Below are 14,336 nucleotides of genomic sequence, written 5' to 3'. Positions count from 1 at the left end.
CGCGCAACGGGATTGATGCCCCGGGTAGTCTTGCCGCATGAGCAATGGGACCCCTTTGGGTGATTTCCTCCGGGCCCGCCGCGAGGCTCTCAAGCCCCAGGACGTCGGTCTTCCCGAATACGGCCGACGCCGGGTGCCGGGGCTGCGCAGGGAGGAAGTCGCGCTGCTCGCCGGAGTCAGTTCCGACTACTACATCAGGCTGGAGCAGGGACGCGAGAACAGCCCGTCCCCGCAGGTCCTGGAGGCCGTGGCGCAGGCGCTGAAGCTGGACGCGGAGTCCGCCGACCACCTCAACCGCCTCTGCCTGGCGCCCTCCCAGCGCCCGCACGACCGGGGGCAGGCGGACATCAGCCCGCAGTTGCTCCAGCTGATGGACGGCTGGCAGCACACCCCGGCGTTCGTCCTCGGCCCCGCCCTCGACATCCTCGCGGGCAACTCCCTTGCCACGGCGCTGCACAGCGGATTCGGCGCGTTCGACAACCTCGCCCGCAATGTGTTCGTCGACCCGGCGGGGCGTGAGTTCTACCAGGAATGGGAGCGGGCCGCGCATTCCTGTGTCGCCGAACTCAGGGCCGCCTACGGCCACGATCCCGAATCCCCCCGTATCGCCGAGGTCGTCGAGGAACTGTCCACGGACAGCGAGGAGTTCGCCGGGATCTGGCAGCTGCACGACGTCAAGAGCAAGTCCCAGGAAGGCAAACACCTCAGGCACCCGGACGTCGGAGACCTGCACATCGCGTTCGCCGCGTTCACGGTCAACGGCGCCCCGCATCAGCAACTCGTCGTCTATCAGGCCGAACCGGCCAGTCCGACGGCGGCCGCCTTCGAGACGCTGAAGGCGATGGCCACCGAGCCGAAGAAGGCCGGGGCGAACGCGAACTCGTAACGCCCGGACGCGCTCCGCACGGCGTCGGGAGCGGACATGATCTCAGCGAGGTGTGCCCGCCGGATCAGGTCCAGGAGGCCTAGCGACAGGTGTGGCGACGGCACACACGCGGGAAGATCGTGCTCAGCCCGGTCCCGCCGGACGAACGCCCTGCCCGAACCCCCCGCGCCCCTGACCGCACTCCATGGAGGACCCCATGCCCGTACGTCGTATCGGTCTCGTCGTCCACCTGGGACGCGAGACCGCCCGGGACGCGGCGGGTGCCGTGCACGCCTGGAGCGAGGCACACGGCGTCCGCTGTACGGAGATCGACGTGTGGGCCAAGGACCACCACCGCCGTACGGGACGCGAGGAGGCCGAGGCCGCGGGCAACCCCGACCTCGTCGTCACCCTCGGCGGCGACGGCACCTTCCTGCGCGGCGCCCGTATCGCCGTCAAGAGCGGGGCCGACGTGCTCGGCGTCGACCTGGGCAAGGTCGGCTTCCTCACCGAGGTCCCGGCCTGCGACATCGGCGATGCCCTCGACGCCGTGCACGAGGGCCGGGCCATCGTGGAGGAACGCATGACGCTGACCATGCGCGCCTCCCGCCCCCTGGACATCCCCGAGGAGATGGAGGCCCTGCTGCGCTACGGGCGGGGTCCCGCGCTGCCGCCGCCGCAGGTCCGGCCGGAGACCACGGAAGGCGGCGGGTGGGGCTGCGCGCTGGACGTCATCGCGGTCAACGACGTCGTCCTGGAGAAACTGGCCCGCGACCGGCAGGTCGGCGTCGGCGTCTACCTGGCCGGACGGCTGCTGGCGACCTACTCGGCCGACGCCCTGGTCGTCGCCACCCCCACCGGGTCCACGGCCTACAGCTTCGCCGCCGGAGGGCCCGTCCTCTCGCCCCACATGGACGCCCTCGTCTTCACTCCGATCGCCCCGCACATGACGTTCAACCGCAGTGTGATCGCCGCCCCCGACGAACCGATCGGCCTGCGCGTCCTGCCCCACTCCGGGCAGGCCGCCGTCAGCGTCGACGGCCAGCTGCGCGGAGTCCTGGACCCCGGCGACTGGATCGGCGTCTTCCGCGCCCCGCAGCGCGTCCGCCTCATCCGGCTGCGCCCCACCGACTTCTACGGCCGGCTGCGTGACCGGTTCCGGCTCACCGACGCCCCCGCGAACGCCCAGGACGGACCCTCGGAACCGTTCTTCCGCCCGGACACCCCGGTCCCGCCGGACCTCATCGGGATGCGTCTGCCACCGGCTGCCGAGTAGCTCACCCGGGAAGGCGGACGGTGAAGACCGTGCCGGCGCCGACGGTGCTGGCCACCGTCACCGTCCCGCCGTGCGCCTCGGTGAGCCGGCGCACGATGGCGAGCCCGAGACCGCTGCCGCCGGTGCGCCGGCTGCGGGACTTCTCGGCCCGCCAGAACCGGTCGAAGACCCGGGGCAGATCCTCGGCCGGGATACCGGTCCCCGTGTCGGCGACCTCGATCGTCACCTCGTCCCCGGCCCGCCGCGCCCGCAGGGTGACGCTGCCGCCGGGCGGGGTGTGCCGTAGCGCGTTGGACACCAGGTTGCCGACGACCTGCCGCAGCCGCACGGGGTCGCCGGTCAGTTCCAGGTCGCCGTCGGTCCGGGTGGTGAGGGCCACGCCCGCGGTCTCGGCGCGGCCGTGGTGGACGGTGGTGACGTGGTCGAGGAGGTCGCGTACGCGCAGGGGTTCGGGGTGGATGCGCAGCTGGCCCGCGTCGGCCTCCGCGAGATCCTGGAGGTCGTCGACGATGTGCTGGAGCAGCAGCGCCTCTTCGAGCAGGGAGTCGACGAGAGCCTGGTCGGAGGTGGCGATGCCGTCCTGCACCGCCTCGAGCCAGCCGCGGATGGTGCTCAGCGGGGTGCGCAGTTCGTGGGCGACATCGCTGACCATCGCCTTGCGCTGGCCCTCCACGCGTTCACGGCGCTGGGAGAGGTCGTTGAAGGCGGCGGCGAGAAACCCGATCTCGTCGTTGGTGGTCACCGGCACCCGCTGGTGTTCCTCCACCGGACGGCGGGCCGCGTCGGCGAGCGCGCGCAGCGGCCGGACGAGCCGGGTGCCGACCACGACGGTGACGGCCACGGTGACCAGCAGCACCAGCCCGGCGACACCGGCGAGGCGGGCGGTGTTGGCGGAGGACAGGTGGAAGGCGGGGGCGACGACCGTTCCGGCCGGAGTGGTGACGTACAGCAGCGCGGCCGGTGCCACATAAGGCGTGAGCTGGTCGCGGCGGGCGGTGTCCAGGCAGGTCCGGGCGAGCTGGGCGTCGCCCTTCGTGCGGATGACGAAGTCCATGCCGAACTTCACGAGGGGCTGCTTCTCGCGCTCCAGGCAGTCGTTGACCATGCCGGTCAGCCGGTTCAGCGGCCCGAGCTCGGTGTGGACGGGCACGCCGAGCTGGTCGAGACCGCAGCCCTGGTCCACGAAGGACCCGTCCAGGGCGCTGTCGGGGAGCTTGATGACAGGGCGACCGCTCGGCTCCTCGGTGAGGGTGGCGGCACCGGTCGTGGCGCGCAGACAGGCGAGGATCTTGCCCGCCCACAGGCGCAGGTTCTTCCGCTCGGCGGCGGTCAGCCGGTACGGGCCGACGGCACGCGGGTCGATCCGGTCCGTCTCACCGCCCGACAGCAGGGCCGGATCGGTGTGCAGAGGGTCGACGACCGCCGACGCCCGGGTGGGCAGAGCGGAGGTGCTCGCGGACGACGCGGCGATCGTACGGCGGCTCTGCGTGGTCAGGGTGATGCGGCGGCCGGTGCGTTCGGCGAGCCGGCGCAGGGTGGGGGCGACGCCGTTCCAGTCCGGATGGACGGCCGCGTAGCCGACCACCGTGTCGTAGATCTCCGTGTCGGACGACAGGAGTTGACCCTGCTCCTGCTGGATCGCGCTGCTGGTGGTGCGCGCCGCCAGCCAGGCGGTGGCCGCGACCGAGCAGACGGCGATCATCACGGAGGTCGCGAGCAACCGGACCAACAGGCTTCTGCGCAGCGGCACTTCAGCGCGCACGGCTGCCGTCCACGATCTTGTAGCCGACGCCGTACACGGTCTGCAGATAGGCCGGCCGGCGCGGGACGGCCTCTATCTTCTTGCGCAGGTTGAGGACGTGGACGTCGATCGTGCGCTCGGTGATGTAACGGTCGAACCCACGGGTCAGGGCGAGCAGTTGGCGGCGGGTGAAGACCCGTTCCGGTTCGGCGGCCATCGCCGCGAGGATCTCGAACTCCCCGGGCGTGCACACCACTTGGCGTCCGTCGAGGGCGACCGTACGGCGGACCGGGTCGATGGCGATGGCGCCGATCCGCAGCACGGGATCGTCAGGGGCCGCCGTCCCGGCGCGTGTCCGCCGCAGCAGGGTGCGTATGCGGGCCATCAACTCCCTTGGGCTGTAAGGCTTCGTCATGTAGTCGTCGGCGCCCAGGTCCAGGCCCAGCAGCAGATCCTCCTCCCTGCTGCGGGCGGTGAGCATCAGCACCGGCACATCGCACTCCCGGCGCAGCACACGGCACACGTCCAGCCCGTCGACCAGAGGCATCATCACGTCGAGCACGAGCAGATCCGGCTGCCGGCGCCGCACCTCGTCGATCGCCGCGCGCCCGTCGTGGACGATCAGGGAGGAGTGGCCCTCGCTGGTGAGATAGCGGCGGATCACCTCGGCCTGTTTGACGTCGTCCTCGGCCACCAGGACATATGCGTTCACGCGGCTCACCCTAAGGTCGGCGCCGCGACACCAGACAGAAGTCTGACGGCGGTCTGACAGGATCTTCATATCCTCCGGCCACGGTGCCGCCATGTCGAACCTCACTCATCGACGGCGGTCCGCCGCCCTCACCGGCCTCGGCGCGGCGGCGGCCCTCGCCCTGCTCGCCGCGTGCGGCGGCGGACACACCGAGTCCAAGGACAAGCAGGACAAGGGCGTCGCCTCGATCGTCACTCCGAGTGCGAGCGGCTCGCCGACGCCGGACGCGAGCCCCGAATCGGGCCGTCCCCAACTGAGGCTGGACACGTCTCCGGCGGAGGAGGCGCGGCTGAACGGCATCTATCTCAACTGTCTGCGCGATCACGGTGTCCCCGGCGGGTACAAGCCGGGCTCAAGTCAGTGGTTCCCCGGGGGCGGTTCCACCAAGGACGCCGCCTACAAGGCCTGCCTCTCGAAGAAGCCCCTCCAACCACCGGAGTTGGACCCGGCCACGAACCCGCACTACCTCGACGACTTCCGCGAATACGTCCGGTGTCTCAACGCCGGCGGCCTCAAGGTCAAGGGGCTGCCCGACGGCTCCGGCTGGAACTACGACGGACCCGTGACCCTGAGCGAGTCCGAGCAGGCCGACCTAGACAGGCGCTGCACGCTGAAGGCATACCGGTGACGCGGCCCGCCGCCCCGGACGGCGACGACCTCGACGGCCCCCGTCCCCGGCGCGGAAGGCGCCGGCTGCGGATCGGCGCCGTGGCACTGGCCGGCGTCACGGCGACCGCGCTCGGCGTCACCGTATGGCAGGACGGCACCGCGAAACCCAGCACGACGGCCACCGACTCGGCACGGGTCGGCACCGCGACGGTGACCCGGACGAACCTGTCCAACGCCCAGACCCTGAGCGGCACCCTCGGCTACAGCAAGGCGGCCCCGGTCAAGGGCGCCAGGCCCGGCCTCGTCACCTGGCTGCCCGCACCCGGGGCGAGAGTGTCCCGGGGCCGCACCCTGTACAAGGTGGACAACGTCCCGGTCCCGGTGTTCTACGGCGGCACCCCCCTCTACCGCACACTCGACGCCAGGGGCACCACCGGCCCCGACGTCCGGGTGATCGCCGACAACCTCGAGAAGCTCGGCTACGACATCGGGCCGCAACCGGCGGTCGGTACCTGGGTCACTCAGCACCCGGCCGCCACGCAGTCCACCGGCACGACCGACGACAGCGCGTCTGCGCCGTCCGGCAAGGCGGGCGATACGGCCGCCCCCTCCCCGAGCCCGACACCGACGCCCACCGCGACCTCGGTCCGGGTGAAGGAGGGCGACGGAGTGCTCACCGCCGACCTCGTCGCCGCGATCGGGCGCTGGCAGGCCCACGTCGGGATGCCCGCCACCGGAGTGCTCGGCATCGGGGACGTCACGGTGCAGACCGGTGAGGTGCGGGTCGGCGCGGTGCAGGCCCAGATCGGTGACGACGCCAACGGCAGCCTGATGACGGTGAGTTCGACCACCAAGAAGGTGTCGGTACCGGTGGACGCGAGCCAGGTCGGCACGATGAGCCGGGGCGACCGGGTGACGGTGACCCTGCCGGACAACTCCACCGTCCAGGGGACCGTCGACGTGGTCGGTACCGCCGCCACCGACAGCACCGACTCCGGCACCGGCGGCGGGGCGCCCGCCCAACTCACGGTCACCGTCTCGGTGCGCGACACCGGAGCGGTACGGAAACTGACCTCCGCGTCGGTGCAGGTGGCGTTCACCTCGGAGACCCGCAAGGGCGTGCTCGCGGTACCGGTCGGCGCGCTGTTGGCGCTGAGCGAGGGCGGTTACGCCGTCCAACTGCCCGGCGGCCGGCTGATCGCGGTGCGGACCGGGATGTTCGCCAAGGGGCTGGTGGAGGTCAGCGGCACCGGTGTCACGGCCGGTCTGAAGGTGGTGACCACCTCGTGAAGACCCGACCGGTACTGGCCGTGATCAACGCGGGCATGGCGTACCCGGGCGGCGTGAAGGCCCTGGACGGTGTCTCGCTCGCCATCGAGGAGGGCGAACTCCTCGCCATCGTCGGCCCGTCCGGGTCCGGCAAGTCGACCCTGCTCAACATCATGGGCACCCTGGACCGGCCGACCAGCGGCACCGTGGAGATCGGCGGCCACGACGTCGCGACCCTCTCCGACCGCCGCCTCTCCGCACTGCGCGGACGCCAACTCGGCTTCGTCTTCCAGCAGTTCCACCTCACCGACGGACTGACCGCCGCCGAGAACGTCGCAACAGGCCTGCTCTACGCCGGAGTTCCGCGCCGCCTACGCCAACCGCTGGCCCGCGAGGCGCTGGCCCGGGTCGGCCTTGAGCGTCGCGCCCGGCATCTGCCGAACCAACTGTCCGGCGGTGAACGGCAACGCGTGGCCATCGCCCGCGCGTTGGTCAACCGCCCGGCCCTGGTCCTCGCGGACGAGCCCACCGGTGCCCTGGACACCGTCAACGGCCGTGCCGTACTGGACCTGTTGACCGCGCTGAACGACGAGGGCACCACCATCGCGCTCATCACCCACGACCGGGACATCGCCCAAAGGCTGCCCCGCAGAGTGGAGATCCTGGACGGCCGACTGGTCGCCGACATCCGTACCGACGGCCTCGGCGAGGACACGGTGTCCATGAGCGTCGCCGAACTCACCGACGACACCCTCGCCATCCGCAGAGACACCCTCACCGACACCCACGGGGAACACCGGCCATGACCCTCACCACACCGAAGGCACTCGCCGTCGCCGACACCAGGCCGGTGCGGCTGGCCCCCCTCGACATCCTGCGCCTCGGCCTGCTCGGCATCCACACCCGCAAGGTGCGGGCGGCGCTGTCCGCGCTGGGCATCTCGATCGGCATCGCCACGATGATCGTGGTCACCGGCATCCCGGCGTCCAGCCAGAAGGCGCTGATGAACCAACTCTCCGCGCTCGGCACCAACATGCTCCAGGCGGTGCCGATCCCCAACCAGACCCCGCCGGTCCAACTCCCGCCCCAGTCCGTGGACATGGTCCGCCGGATCGGCCCGGTGACGGTGGCCAGCGCGGTCGCCAACACCCACGCCGAGGTGTTCCGCAACGACCGCGTCGACGCCGACGACTACGCGGGCCTGGCCGTGCTGGCGAGCAGGACCGACCTGTTGAAGGCGATCAACGCCGAGGTCCAGTCCGGGCGTTACCTCAGCGCGAGCACCGAGAGGTTCCCCACCGCCGTCCTCGGCTCGGTGGCCGCCACCCGGATGGGCGTCGCGAAGGTGGTACCGGGGCAGCCCGCCCCGCAGATCTACATCAACCACCGCTGGTTCACAGTCATCGGCGTCCTCGCTCGGACCCCGCTCTCACCCGACATCGACCGCTCGGTGCTGGTCGGCTGGGACGCGGCGCGTACCCAGCTGGGCTTCACCGGCCACCCGACCGTCATCTACGTCAAGGCAAGGGAGGACGGTATCGACGCCGTACGCAACGTCCTCGCCCCGACCATCTACCCCGAACTCCCCGGCATGGTCCAGGTCAGCCGCCCGTCGGACGCCCTCGCCGCGAAGCGCGCCACCGAGACGACGTTCTCCGCGCTCTTCCTCGGCCTCGCCGGAGTGGCTCTGCTGGTGGGCGGTATCGGGGTGGCCAACACCATGGTCATCTCGGTCCTCGAACGCCGCAAGGAGATCGGCCTACGGCGGGCACTGGGCGCCAACAGGGGCCAGATCCGCGGCCAGTTCCTCACCGAGTCCGTGGCCCTGTCCTGCCTCGGCGGCCTGGCCGGCACCGTGCTCGGCGTCCTGGCCACCGTCGGCTACGCCACCTATCAGGGCTGGCCCCCGGTGATCCCGCTCCCGGCGCTGGCCGGCGGCTTCGGCGGCGCCGTCCTGATCGGCATGGCAGCCGGCGTCTACCCCTCCATCAGGGCCTCCCGGCTGACCCCGACGGAGGCTCTGGCGACGGCGTGAGGCAGGTGACGATGTCGACCCGCCCCCGCACGTACGGACGACTTTCACATGGGCGCCACCAGACCCTTCCCTGACGTTTGTTGCTCTTGGAACACTCGCACCGCGCGCATTTCGCCATGTTCCGGCCGGCCGCGCGTCAGGATGAGAGGTGCCTCACCCATGTCCGAAGTCAATCGGCGTCGCTTTCTCCAACTCGCGGGTGCCACCACGGCCTTCACGGCACTGTCGAACAGCATCGAGCGTGCCGCCGCGCTCCCCGCGAACCACCGTTCCGGGAGCATCGAGGACGTCGAGCACATCGTCGTGCTGATGCAGGAGAACCGGTCCTTCGACCACTACTTCGGCTCGCTCAGAGGCGTCCGGGGCTTCGGCGACCCCCGTCCGGTCGTGACCCGGCAGGACGGAAAACCGGTCTGGTACCAGTCGGACGGCACGAAGGACATCCTGCCCTTCCGCCCCGAGGCCGACGACCTGGGCCTGCAGTTCATCCAGGACCTCCCGCACGGCTGGAACGACGGGCACGCCGCGTTCGACGGCGGCAAGTACGACAAGTGGGTGCCGTCCAAGGGCTCCACGACGATGGCGTACCTGACCCGTGAGGACATCCCGTTCCACTACGCGCTCGCCGACTCCTTCACCATCTGCGACGCGTACCACTGTTCGTTCATCGGCTCCACCGACCCCAACCGCTACTACATGTGGACGGGTTACACCGGCAACGACGGCCAGGGCGGCGGCCCCGTCCTCGGCAACGACGAGGCCGGCTACAGCTGGACGACGTACCCCGAGCGTCTCGAAAAGGCGGGGGTCTCCTGGAAGATCTACCAGGACGTCGGCGACGGCCTCGACGCCAACGGCGGCTGGGGCTGGATCCAGGACGCGTACCGCGGCAACTACGGCGACAACTCGCTGCTCTACTTCAAGCAGTTCCAGAACGCCCAGCCCGGCGACCCGCTCTACGACAAGGCCCGCACCGGCACCGACGCCACCAAGGGCGAGGGCTTCTTCGACCAGCTGAAGGCCGACGTCAAGGGCGGCAAGCTGCCGAAGATCTCCTGGATCGTCGCCCCCGAGGCCTTCACCGAACACCCCAACTGGCCCGCGAACTACGGCGCCTGGTACGTCGCCCAGGTCCTGGACGCGCTGACCTGCGACCCCAAGGTGTGGGCGAAGACGGCCCTGTTCATCACCTACGACGAGAACGACGGGTTCTTCGACCACCTGCTCCCGCCGTTCGCGCCGGGCTCCGCCGCGCAGGGCAAGTCGACCGTCGACGTCGGCCCCGACCTCTTCGCGGGCAACGCCGGCCACCCGGCCGGTCCCTACGGCCTCGGCCAGCGGGTGCCGATGATCGTCGTCTCGCCCTGGAGCAAGGGCGGTTACGTCTGCTCGGAGACCTTCGACCACACCTCGGTCATCCGCTTCATGGAGCGCCGCTTCGGTGTCCACGAGCCCAACATCTCGCCCTGGCGGCGCGCGATCTGCGGCGACCTGACCACCGCCTTCGACTTCTCCCACAAGGACACCAAGAAGGTCCCGCTCCCGGACACCGACGGCTACCAGCCGCCGGACAACACCCGTCACCCCGACTACGTGCCGACCCCGCCCGCCAACCCGGTACTGCCCAAGCAAGAGCGCGGACTGCGTCCGGCCCGGCCCCTCAAGTACGCGCCCGCGGTGGACGGTTCGGCGGACACGGCGGCCGGGAAGTTCACGCTGACCTTCGCCTCCGGCGCGAAGGCGGGCGCCAACTTCCTGGTCACCTCCGGCAACCGCACCGACGGGCCCTGGAGTTACACCACCGAGGCCGGCAAGAAGGTCTCCGACGCCTGGAACTCGGCGTACTCGAACGGCTCGTACGACCTGACCGTGCACGGCCCGAACGGCTTCCTGCGCGTCTTCAAGGGCCCCGGCAAGAGTGCGGGCCCCGAGGTCACCGCCCGGAACTGCGGCGACGACGTCGAGCTGACCTTCACCAACAAGGGCTCCGGCACAGTGCAGTTGAAGGTCGTCAACGGCTACGGCGGCCGCAGCCGGACCTTCAAGGTGCGGGCGGGCGCCACCGTGCGCCACACCTTCGACCTGGGCGCGAGCAAGCGCTGGTACGACCTGACGGTCACCTCCGACGGCAATGCGAGCTTCCTGCGGCGATTCGCCGGACATGTCGAGAACGGCCGTCCGGGGGTCAGCGACCCGGCGATCGTCACCGCTTGAGGGGCTTTGTGAAGCCGGTTGTTTTCCGGGGCACTCGCGGTAGTGTGCCCCGGTGACCACGCATTCGAACACACCTGCAGGCTGGTACCCGGATCCGCACGGAGCGCCCCAGACCCTCCGCTACTGGGACGGCGCGAAGTGGACCGAGCACACCAACGCGGACCAGCAGGCGCAGCCGCAGGCCGTGCCGCAGCAGCAGGCGGGGCCGGATCCGCGGGCCCAGCGCCAGGTGAAGCAGCAGGTTCAGCAGCAGGCCGGGGTCGCCGGGGGCGGCCCCGGCGGCGGCAGCCTGTTCACCGAGCCGGTCCTCGTGGTGAACCAGAAGGCCAAGCTGATCGAGCTGACCAACGAGTACAAGGTCATGGATCAGAACGGCAATCTGATCGGCTCGGTCAGCGAGATAGGCCAGAGCGCGCTGAAGAAGGCCATACGTTTCGTCTCCAGCCTGGACCAGTTCATGACGCACCGGCTGGAGATCCGGGACGCCCACGGGCAGCCGCAGTTGGTGCTGACCCGGCCGGCGAAGATCATGAAGTCCAAGGTGATCGTGTCCCGTCCGGACGGCTCGCCGGTGGGCGAGATCGTCCAGCAGAACATGATCGGGAAGATCAACTTCGGGATGTTCGCGAACGGCCAGCAGGTCGGCGCGATCAAGGCGGAGAACTGGCGGGCGTGGAACTTCGCGATCGTCGACCACGCGGACAACGAGGTCGCCCGGATCACCAAGACCTGGGAAGGCCTCGCCAAGACGATGTTCACCACCGCGGACAACTACGTCCTGCAGATCCACTACCAGCTGCCCGAGCCGCTGCTGAGCCTGGTGGTGGCGACGGCGCTGACCGTCGACACCGCGCTCAAGCAGGACTCGCGCGGCCTCGGCTGACCCCGGTCACAGTGCGGTGAGATGCCCCGGCTCGGACCGCCGGTCCGGCTGCCGGGGCATCAACGCCGGTTCCGGAGAAGCTGATTGAGCCTCCAGCGCCAGTACGGCGGCCACGGGATGATCGTGGTCGTCGTACTCGTGCATCAGGGGTACGACCGGGACCACCCGGGTCAGCAGCACCACACCCCAGGAAGCGAGTCCGGCCCCGAACAGCGCGAGCAGGATGCCGGCCGCGCCGCCCTGGAGGCGTTCGCCCAGCAGCGCGAGGCCGATCGCCGCGGCGGCCACCGGGTTCGCCAGCGTCACCACCGCGAGCGGGGCGCCGAGACCGCCCCGGTAGGCCGTCTGCGAGAGCAGCAGCCCGCCTGCCGCGAACACCGCGACCAGCAGGGCGACTCCGACCACCTGCGCACTGAGCAACGGGCCCGAGCGGTCCGTCGCCGCGACCGTCACGGTCTGCGTGAGCGCGGAGGCGACACCCGAGGCGACACCGGACGCCGAGGCGTGCCGCAGCCCGGGCTTCGCACCGCGTCGTGCCAGCAGTCCGATCAGCGCGGACGTCGCGCCCGCGACCATCAACGCCTGCGGAACGCTGAGCACTTCCTCGGGCTGGGGCCCGGACGCCGTGACGAGCAGCGCGGACAGACCCAGCAGGGTCAGGGCGGTGCCCCGCCACTCGACCATGCTCACCCGACGCCCGGCCACCCGCGCGCCCATCGGCACCGCGGCGACGAGGGTGAGCGCGCCCAGCGGCTGGACGACGGTCAGCGGGCCGTACTTCAGGGCCACGACGTGCAGCAGCGCGGCCGACGCGTTCAATACGACCGTCCCCCACCACGATCCGGTGGCGAGCAGCCGCAGCATGCCCGCGTCGGAGTTGCGGGACGCGAGCCGTTCCTGGGCCACGGCGGCGGCCGCGTAGGCGACGGCCGAGAACAGGGACAGGACGACGGCGACGAGGGTGGCGTTCATCGGCCGGCTCCGACGAGAACCGGCTGCTTCTCGGGGGCGAGCCCCGGCTGACCGCGTCCTGCCGTGGTCGCCGTGCGGTGCGGCGGGTGGATCAACGCGAGGGCGATGCCGAGCATGGCGGCGGCCACGATCGCGTCGAGCCAGTAGTGGTTCGCGGTGCCCACGATCACCACCAGGGTGACCAGCGGGTGCAGCAGCCACAGCCAGCGCCAGCGCGAGCGGGTCGCGACGATCAGGCCGATCGCCACCATCAGGGCCCAGCCGAAGTGCAGCGAGGGCATCGCCGCGAACTGGTTCGAGAGGTGGTCGCTGGTCGGCGGACCGTACACCGAGGGGCCGTAGACCTTGGCGGTGTCGACCAGGCCCGTCGCGGCCAGCATGCGCGGGGGTGCGAGGGGGAACACGAAGGGCAGCACGAGGGCGGCCGAGGTGAGCGTCGCCAGGACCCGGCGGGCCCAGACGTAGTGCGCCGGGCGTCGCAGGTACAGCCAGACCAGGAAGGCGACGGTGGCCGGGAAGTGGACGGTCGCGTAGAAGGTGTTCGCGATGTGCACGAGGGTGTCGTTGTGCAGCAGTACCGACTGCACCGCGCCCTCGCCGGGGATTCGCAGGGTCCGTTCCAGGTCCCATACGCGGTGGGCGTTGTGCAGGGCCTCACCGGTGTGGCCCGTCGCCAGTTGGCGGCCGAACTTGTAGACGAGGAAGAGCCCTGCGACGAGCAGGAGCTCACGGACGAGCGGAGGCCGCGCTATCGCGCCGGTCTCCTTCTCTGCAGGCTCGGTTCGGGCATTCATCCCCCGGCCCCTTCGCTGACGGTGGTGCGTGTGGTGGTGCTGGCCGGGCTTGTGACCCTTCCGGCGGACCGAACTCATCGGTACGAGTTCGTTCCGATACGACAGTGTACCGATACGCGCGTGTACCGATACGGCGGAGTACCGGTACACTGGCGTATCGATAGCGAAACGAGACACACTGGAGAGCGGGCCCCCGGACCGGTGGCCCGCCGGAGTCGAGCGAGGAGAAGAGCCCATGACGTCGCAGGCTGAGGACGGACCGGACACGGTCGCCGCCTCGCGCCGCTCCAAGATCACGCCCGAGCGTGAGCGGGAGTTCTTCGACGCCGTGCTCGAACAGATCAGAGAATGCGGCTACGACTCCGTCAGCATGGACGGCGTCGCCAGCAGCACCCGGTGCAGCAAGTCCACGCTGTACCGGCAGTGGGGGACCAAGCCCCAGTTCGTCGCCGCCGCGCTGCGCGCCAACCGCCGGGTGCACTTCACCGGCATCGACACCGGGTCCCTCGCGGAGGATCTGCGCCAGGCCGCGCGGGCGGCGGGCGCCTGGTCGGCGAAGGACACCAAGCTCGTCTCGGCCCTCGGCCACGCCGTCATCCAGGACAGCGAACTCGCCCAAGCGGTCCGCGAGGCGCTCGTTCATCCGGAGATCGCCGCGCTGGAGGACATCCTGCGGCGGGGCGTCGAACGCGGCGAGATCCCGGCCGACCACCCGGCCCTGCCGTACGTCCCGGCCCAGATCTTCGGCGTCCTGCGGGCCCGCCCCGTCCTGGAGGGCTGCTATGCCGACCCCGACTACCTCGTCAGATTTGTGGAGGCCGCGGTGCTCCCGGCACTGGGCCTGTCCGGCGGATCAGGTCGCAGTGAAGCATCGGTGACTGGACAGCCGACGTGAGCGGGGTCTGGTGCGTGCAGCTGCAAGGCGGA

13 protein-coding genes are annotated in these 14,336 nt (G+C 70.6%); 9 read left to right on the top strand and 4 right to left on the bottom strand.

Going from position 1 to position 14,336, the window contains the following annotated elements; translation table 11 throughout:
* Positions 1–37: 37 nt before the first annotated feature.
* Positions 38–886, top strand: a complete 849-nt coding sequence (locus tag OO70_RS18325) for a helix-turn-helix transcriptional regulator (RefSeq protein ID WP_043671658.1) — start codon at positions 38–40, stop codon at positions 884–886.
* Positions 887–1,082: 196 nt separating this feature from the next.
* Entirely contained in the window at positions 1,083–2,141 is a 1,059-nt protein-coding gene (locus tag OO70_RS18320; protein WP_043671655.1) for an NAD(+)/NADH kinase, read from the top strand.
* A gap of 1 nt (position 2,142) precedes the next feature.
* Here the strand turns inward: OO70_RS18320 and OO70_RS18315 are convergent, their stop codons facing one another.
* Together OO70_RS18315 and OO70_RS18310 are read right to left on the bottom strand one after the other, a co-directional pair.
* Complete coding sequence (locus tag OO70_RS18315; protein WP_043671651.1) at positions 2,143–3,903, bottom strand: sensor histidine kinase; 1,761 nt, start codon at positions 3,901–3,903, stop codon at positions 2,143–2,145.
* Entirely contained in the window at positions 3,893–4,594 is a 702-nt protein-coding gene (locus OO70_RS18310; protein WP_043671648.1) for a response regulator transcription factor, read from the bottom strand. The genes OO70_RS18315 and OO70_RS18310 overlap by 11 nt, the downstream gene beginning before the upstream one ends.
* 91 nt (positions 4,595–4,685) lie before the next feature.
* On the opposite strand from OO70_RS18310, the gene OO70_RS18305 reads away from it, so the two are divergent.
* The 6 genes from OO70_RS18305 to OO70_RS18280 all read left to right on the top strand — a co-directional run bounded on the left by OO70_RS18305 (position 4,686) and on the right by OO70_RS18280 (position 11,643).
* Entirely contained in the window at positions 4,686–5,261 is a 576-nt protein-coding gene (locus tag OO70_RS18305; RefSeq protein WP_043671645.1) for a hypothetical protein, read from the top strand.
* Positions 5,258–6,532, top strand: a complete 1,275-nt coding sequence (locus tag OO70_RS18300) for an efflux RND transporter periplasmic adaptor subunit (RefSeq protein WP_106971695.1) — start codon at positions 5,258–5,260, stop codon at positions 6,530–6,532. Before OO70_RS18305 ends, OO70_RS18300 begins: the two co-directional genes overlap by 4 nt.
* A gap of 35 nt (positions 6,533–6,567) precedes the next feature.
* Positions 6,568–7,317: an ABC transporter ATP-binding protein gene (locus OO70_RS18295; protein WP_078651467.1), complete on the top strand. Its 750-nt coding sequence runs from the start codon at positions 6,568–6,570 to the stop codon at positions 7,315–7,317.
* Positions 7,314–8,546, top strand: a complete 1,233-nt coding sequence (locus OO70_RS18290) for an ABC transporter permease (protein WP_043671640.1) — start codon at positions 7,314–7,316, stop codon at positions 8,544–8,546. The genes OO70_RS18295 and OO70_RS18290 overlap by 4 nt, the downstream gene beginning before the upstream one ends.
* Positions 8,547–8,705: 159 nt before the next feature.
* The gene (locus OO70_RS18285) at positions 8,706–10,760 is read left to right on the top strand and encodes a phosphocholine-specific phospholipase C (protein ID WP_043671637.1); all 2,055 of its coding nucleotides are present in this window, start codon (positions 8,706–8,708) and stop codon (positions 10,758–10,760) included.
* A gap of 52 nt (positions 10,761–10,812) precedes the next feature.
* Complete coding sequence (locus OO70_RS18280) at positions 10,813–11,643, top strand: phospholipid scramblase-related protein (protein ID WP_043671634.1); 831 nt, start codon at positions 10,813–10,815, stop codon at positions 11,641–11,643.
* Positions 11,644–11,649: 6 nt separating this feature from the next.
* Here OO70_RS18280 and OO70_RS18275 read toward each other — a convergent pair whose 3' ends face one another.
* Entirely contained in the window at positions 11,650–12,615 is a 966-nt protein-coding gene (locus OO70_RS18275; RefSeq protein ID WP_043671629.1) for a DMT family protein, read from the bottom strand.
* Positions 12,612–13,409: a phosphatase PAP2 family protein gene (locus tag OO70_RS18270; protein ID WP_043671626.1), complete on the bottom strand. Its 798-nt coding sequence runs from the start codon at positions 13,407–13,409 to the stop codon at positions 12,612–12,614. The genes OO70_RS18275 and OO70_RS18270 overlap by 4 nt, the downstream gene beginning before the upstream one ends.
* A gap of 235 nt (positions 13,410–13,644) precedes the next feature.
* Here OO70_RS18270 and OO70_RS18265 point away from each other — a divergent pair, with 235 nt between their 5' ends.
* Positions 13,645–14,304, top strand: a complete 660-nt coding sequence (locus tag OO70_RS18265; RefSeq protein ID WP_051741346.1) for a TetR/AcrR family transcriptional regulator — start codon at positions 13,645–13,647, stop codon at positions 14,302–14,304.
* Positions 14,305–14,336 lie beyond the last annotated feature (32 nt).

It is taken from the genome of Streptomyces xylophagus, assembly GCF_000716435.1.
GTDB classification, from domain to species: Bacteria; Actinomycetota; Actinomycetes; order Streptomycetales; family Streptomycetaceae; genus Streptomyces; species Streptomyces xylophagus.
The sequence above is the reverse complement of the archived record's forward strand: the minus strand, read 5'-3'. Positions and strand labels throughout refer to the sequence as shown.

What these genes read in the sequence shown, in the direction of transcription:
- OO70_RS18275 (WP_043671629.1), bottom strand. Translation starts at nt 12,615, where the DNA reads ATGAACGCCACCCTCGTCGCCGTCGTCCTGTCCCTGTTCTCGGCCGTC.
- OO70_RS18305 (WP_043671645.1), top strand. Translation starts at nt 4,686, where the DNA reads ATGTCGAACCTCACTCATCGACGGCGGTCCGCCGCCCTCACCGGCCTC.
- OO70_RS18325 (WP_043671658.1), top strand. Translation starts at nt 38, where the DNA reads ATGAGCAATGGGACCCCTTTGGGTGATTTCCTCCGGGCCCGCCGCGAG.
- OO70_RS18270 (WP_043671626.1), bottom strand. Translation starts at nt 13,409, where the DNA reads ATGAATGCCCGAACCGAGCCTGCAGAGAAGGAGACCGGCGCGATAGCG.
- OO70_RS18295 (WP_078651467.1), top strand. Translation starts at nt 6,568, where the DNA reads ATGGCGTACCCGGGCGGCGTGAAGGCCCTGGACGGTGTCTCGCTCGCC.
- OO70_RS18320 (WP_043671655.1), top strand. Translation starts at nt 1,083, where the DNA reads ATGCCCGTACGTCGTATCGGTCTCGTCGTCCACCTGGGACGCGAGACC.
- OO70_RS18265 (WP_051741346.1), top strand. Translation starts at nt 13,645, where the DNA reads ATGACGTCGCAGGCTGAGGACGGACCGGACACGGTCGCCGCCTCGCGC.
- OO70_RS18290 (WP_043671640.1), top strand. Translation starts at nt 7,314, where the DNA reads ATGACCCTCACCACACCGAAGGCACTCGCCGTCGCCGACACCAGGCCG.
- OO70_RS18285 (WP_043671637.1), top strand. Translation starts at nt 8,706, where the DNA reads ATGTCCGAAGTCAATCGGCGTCGCTTTCTCCAACTCGCGGGTGCCACC.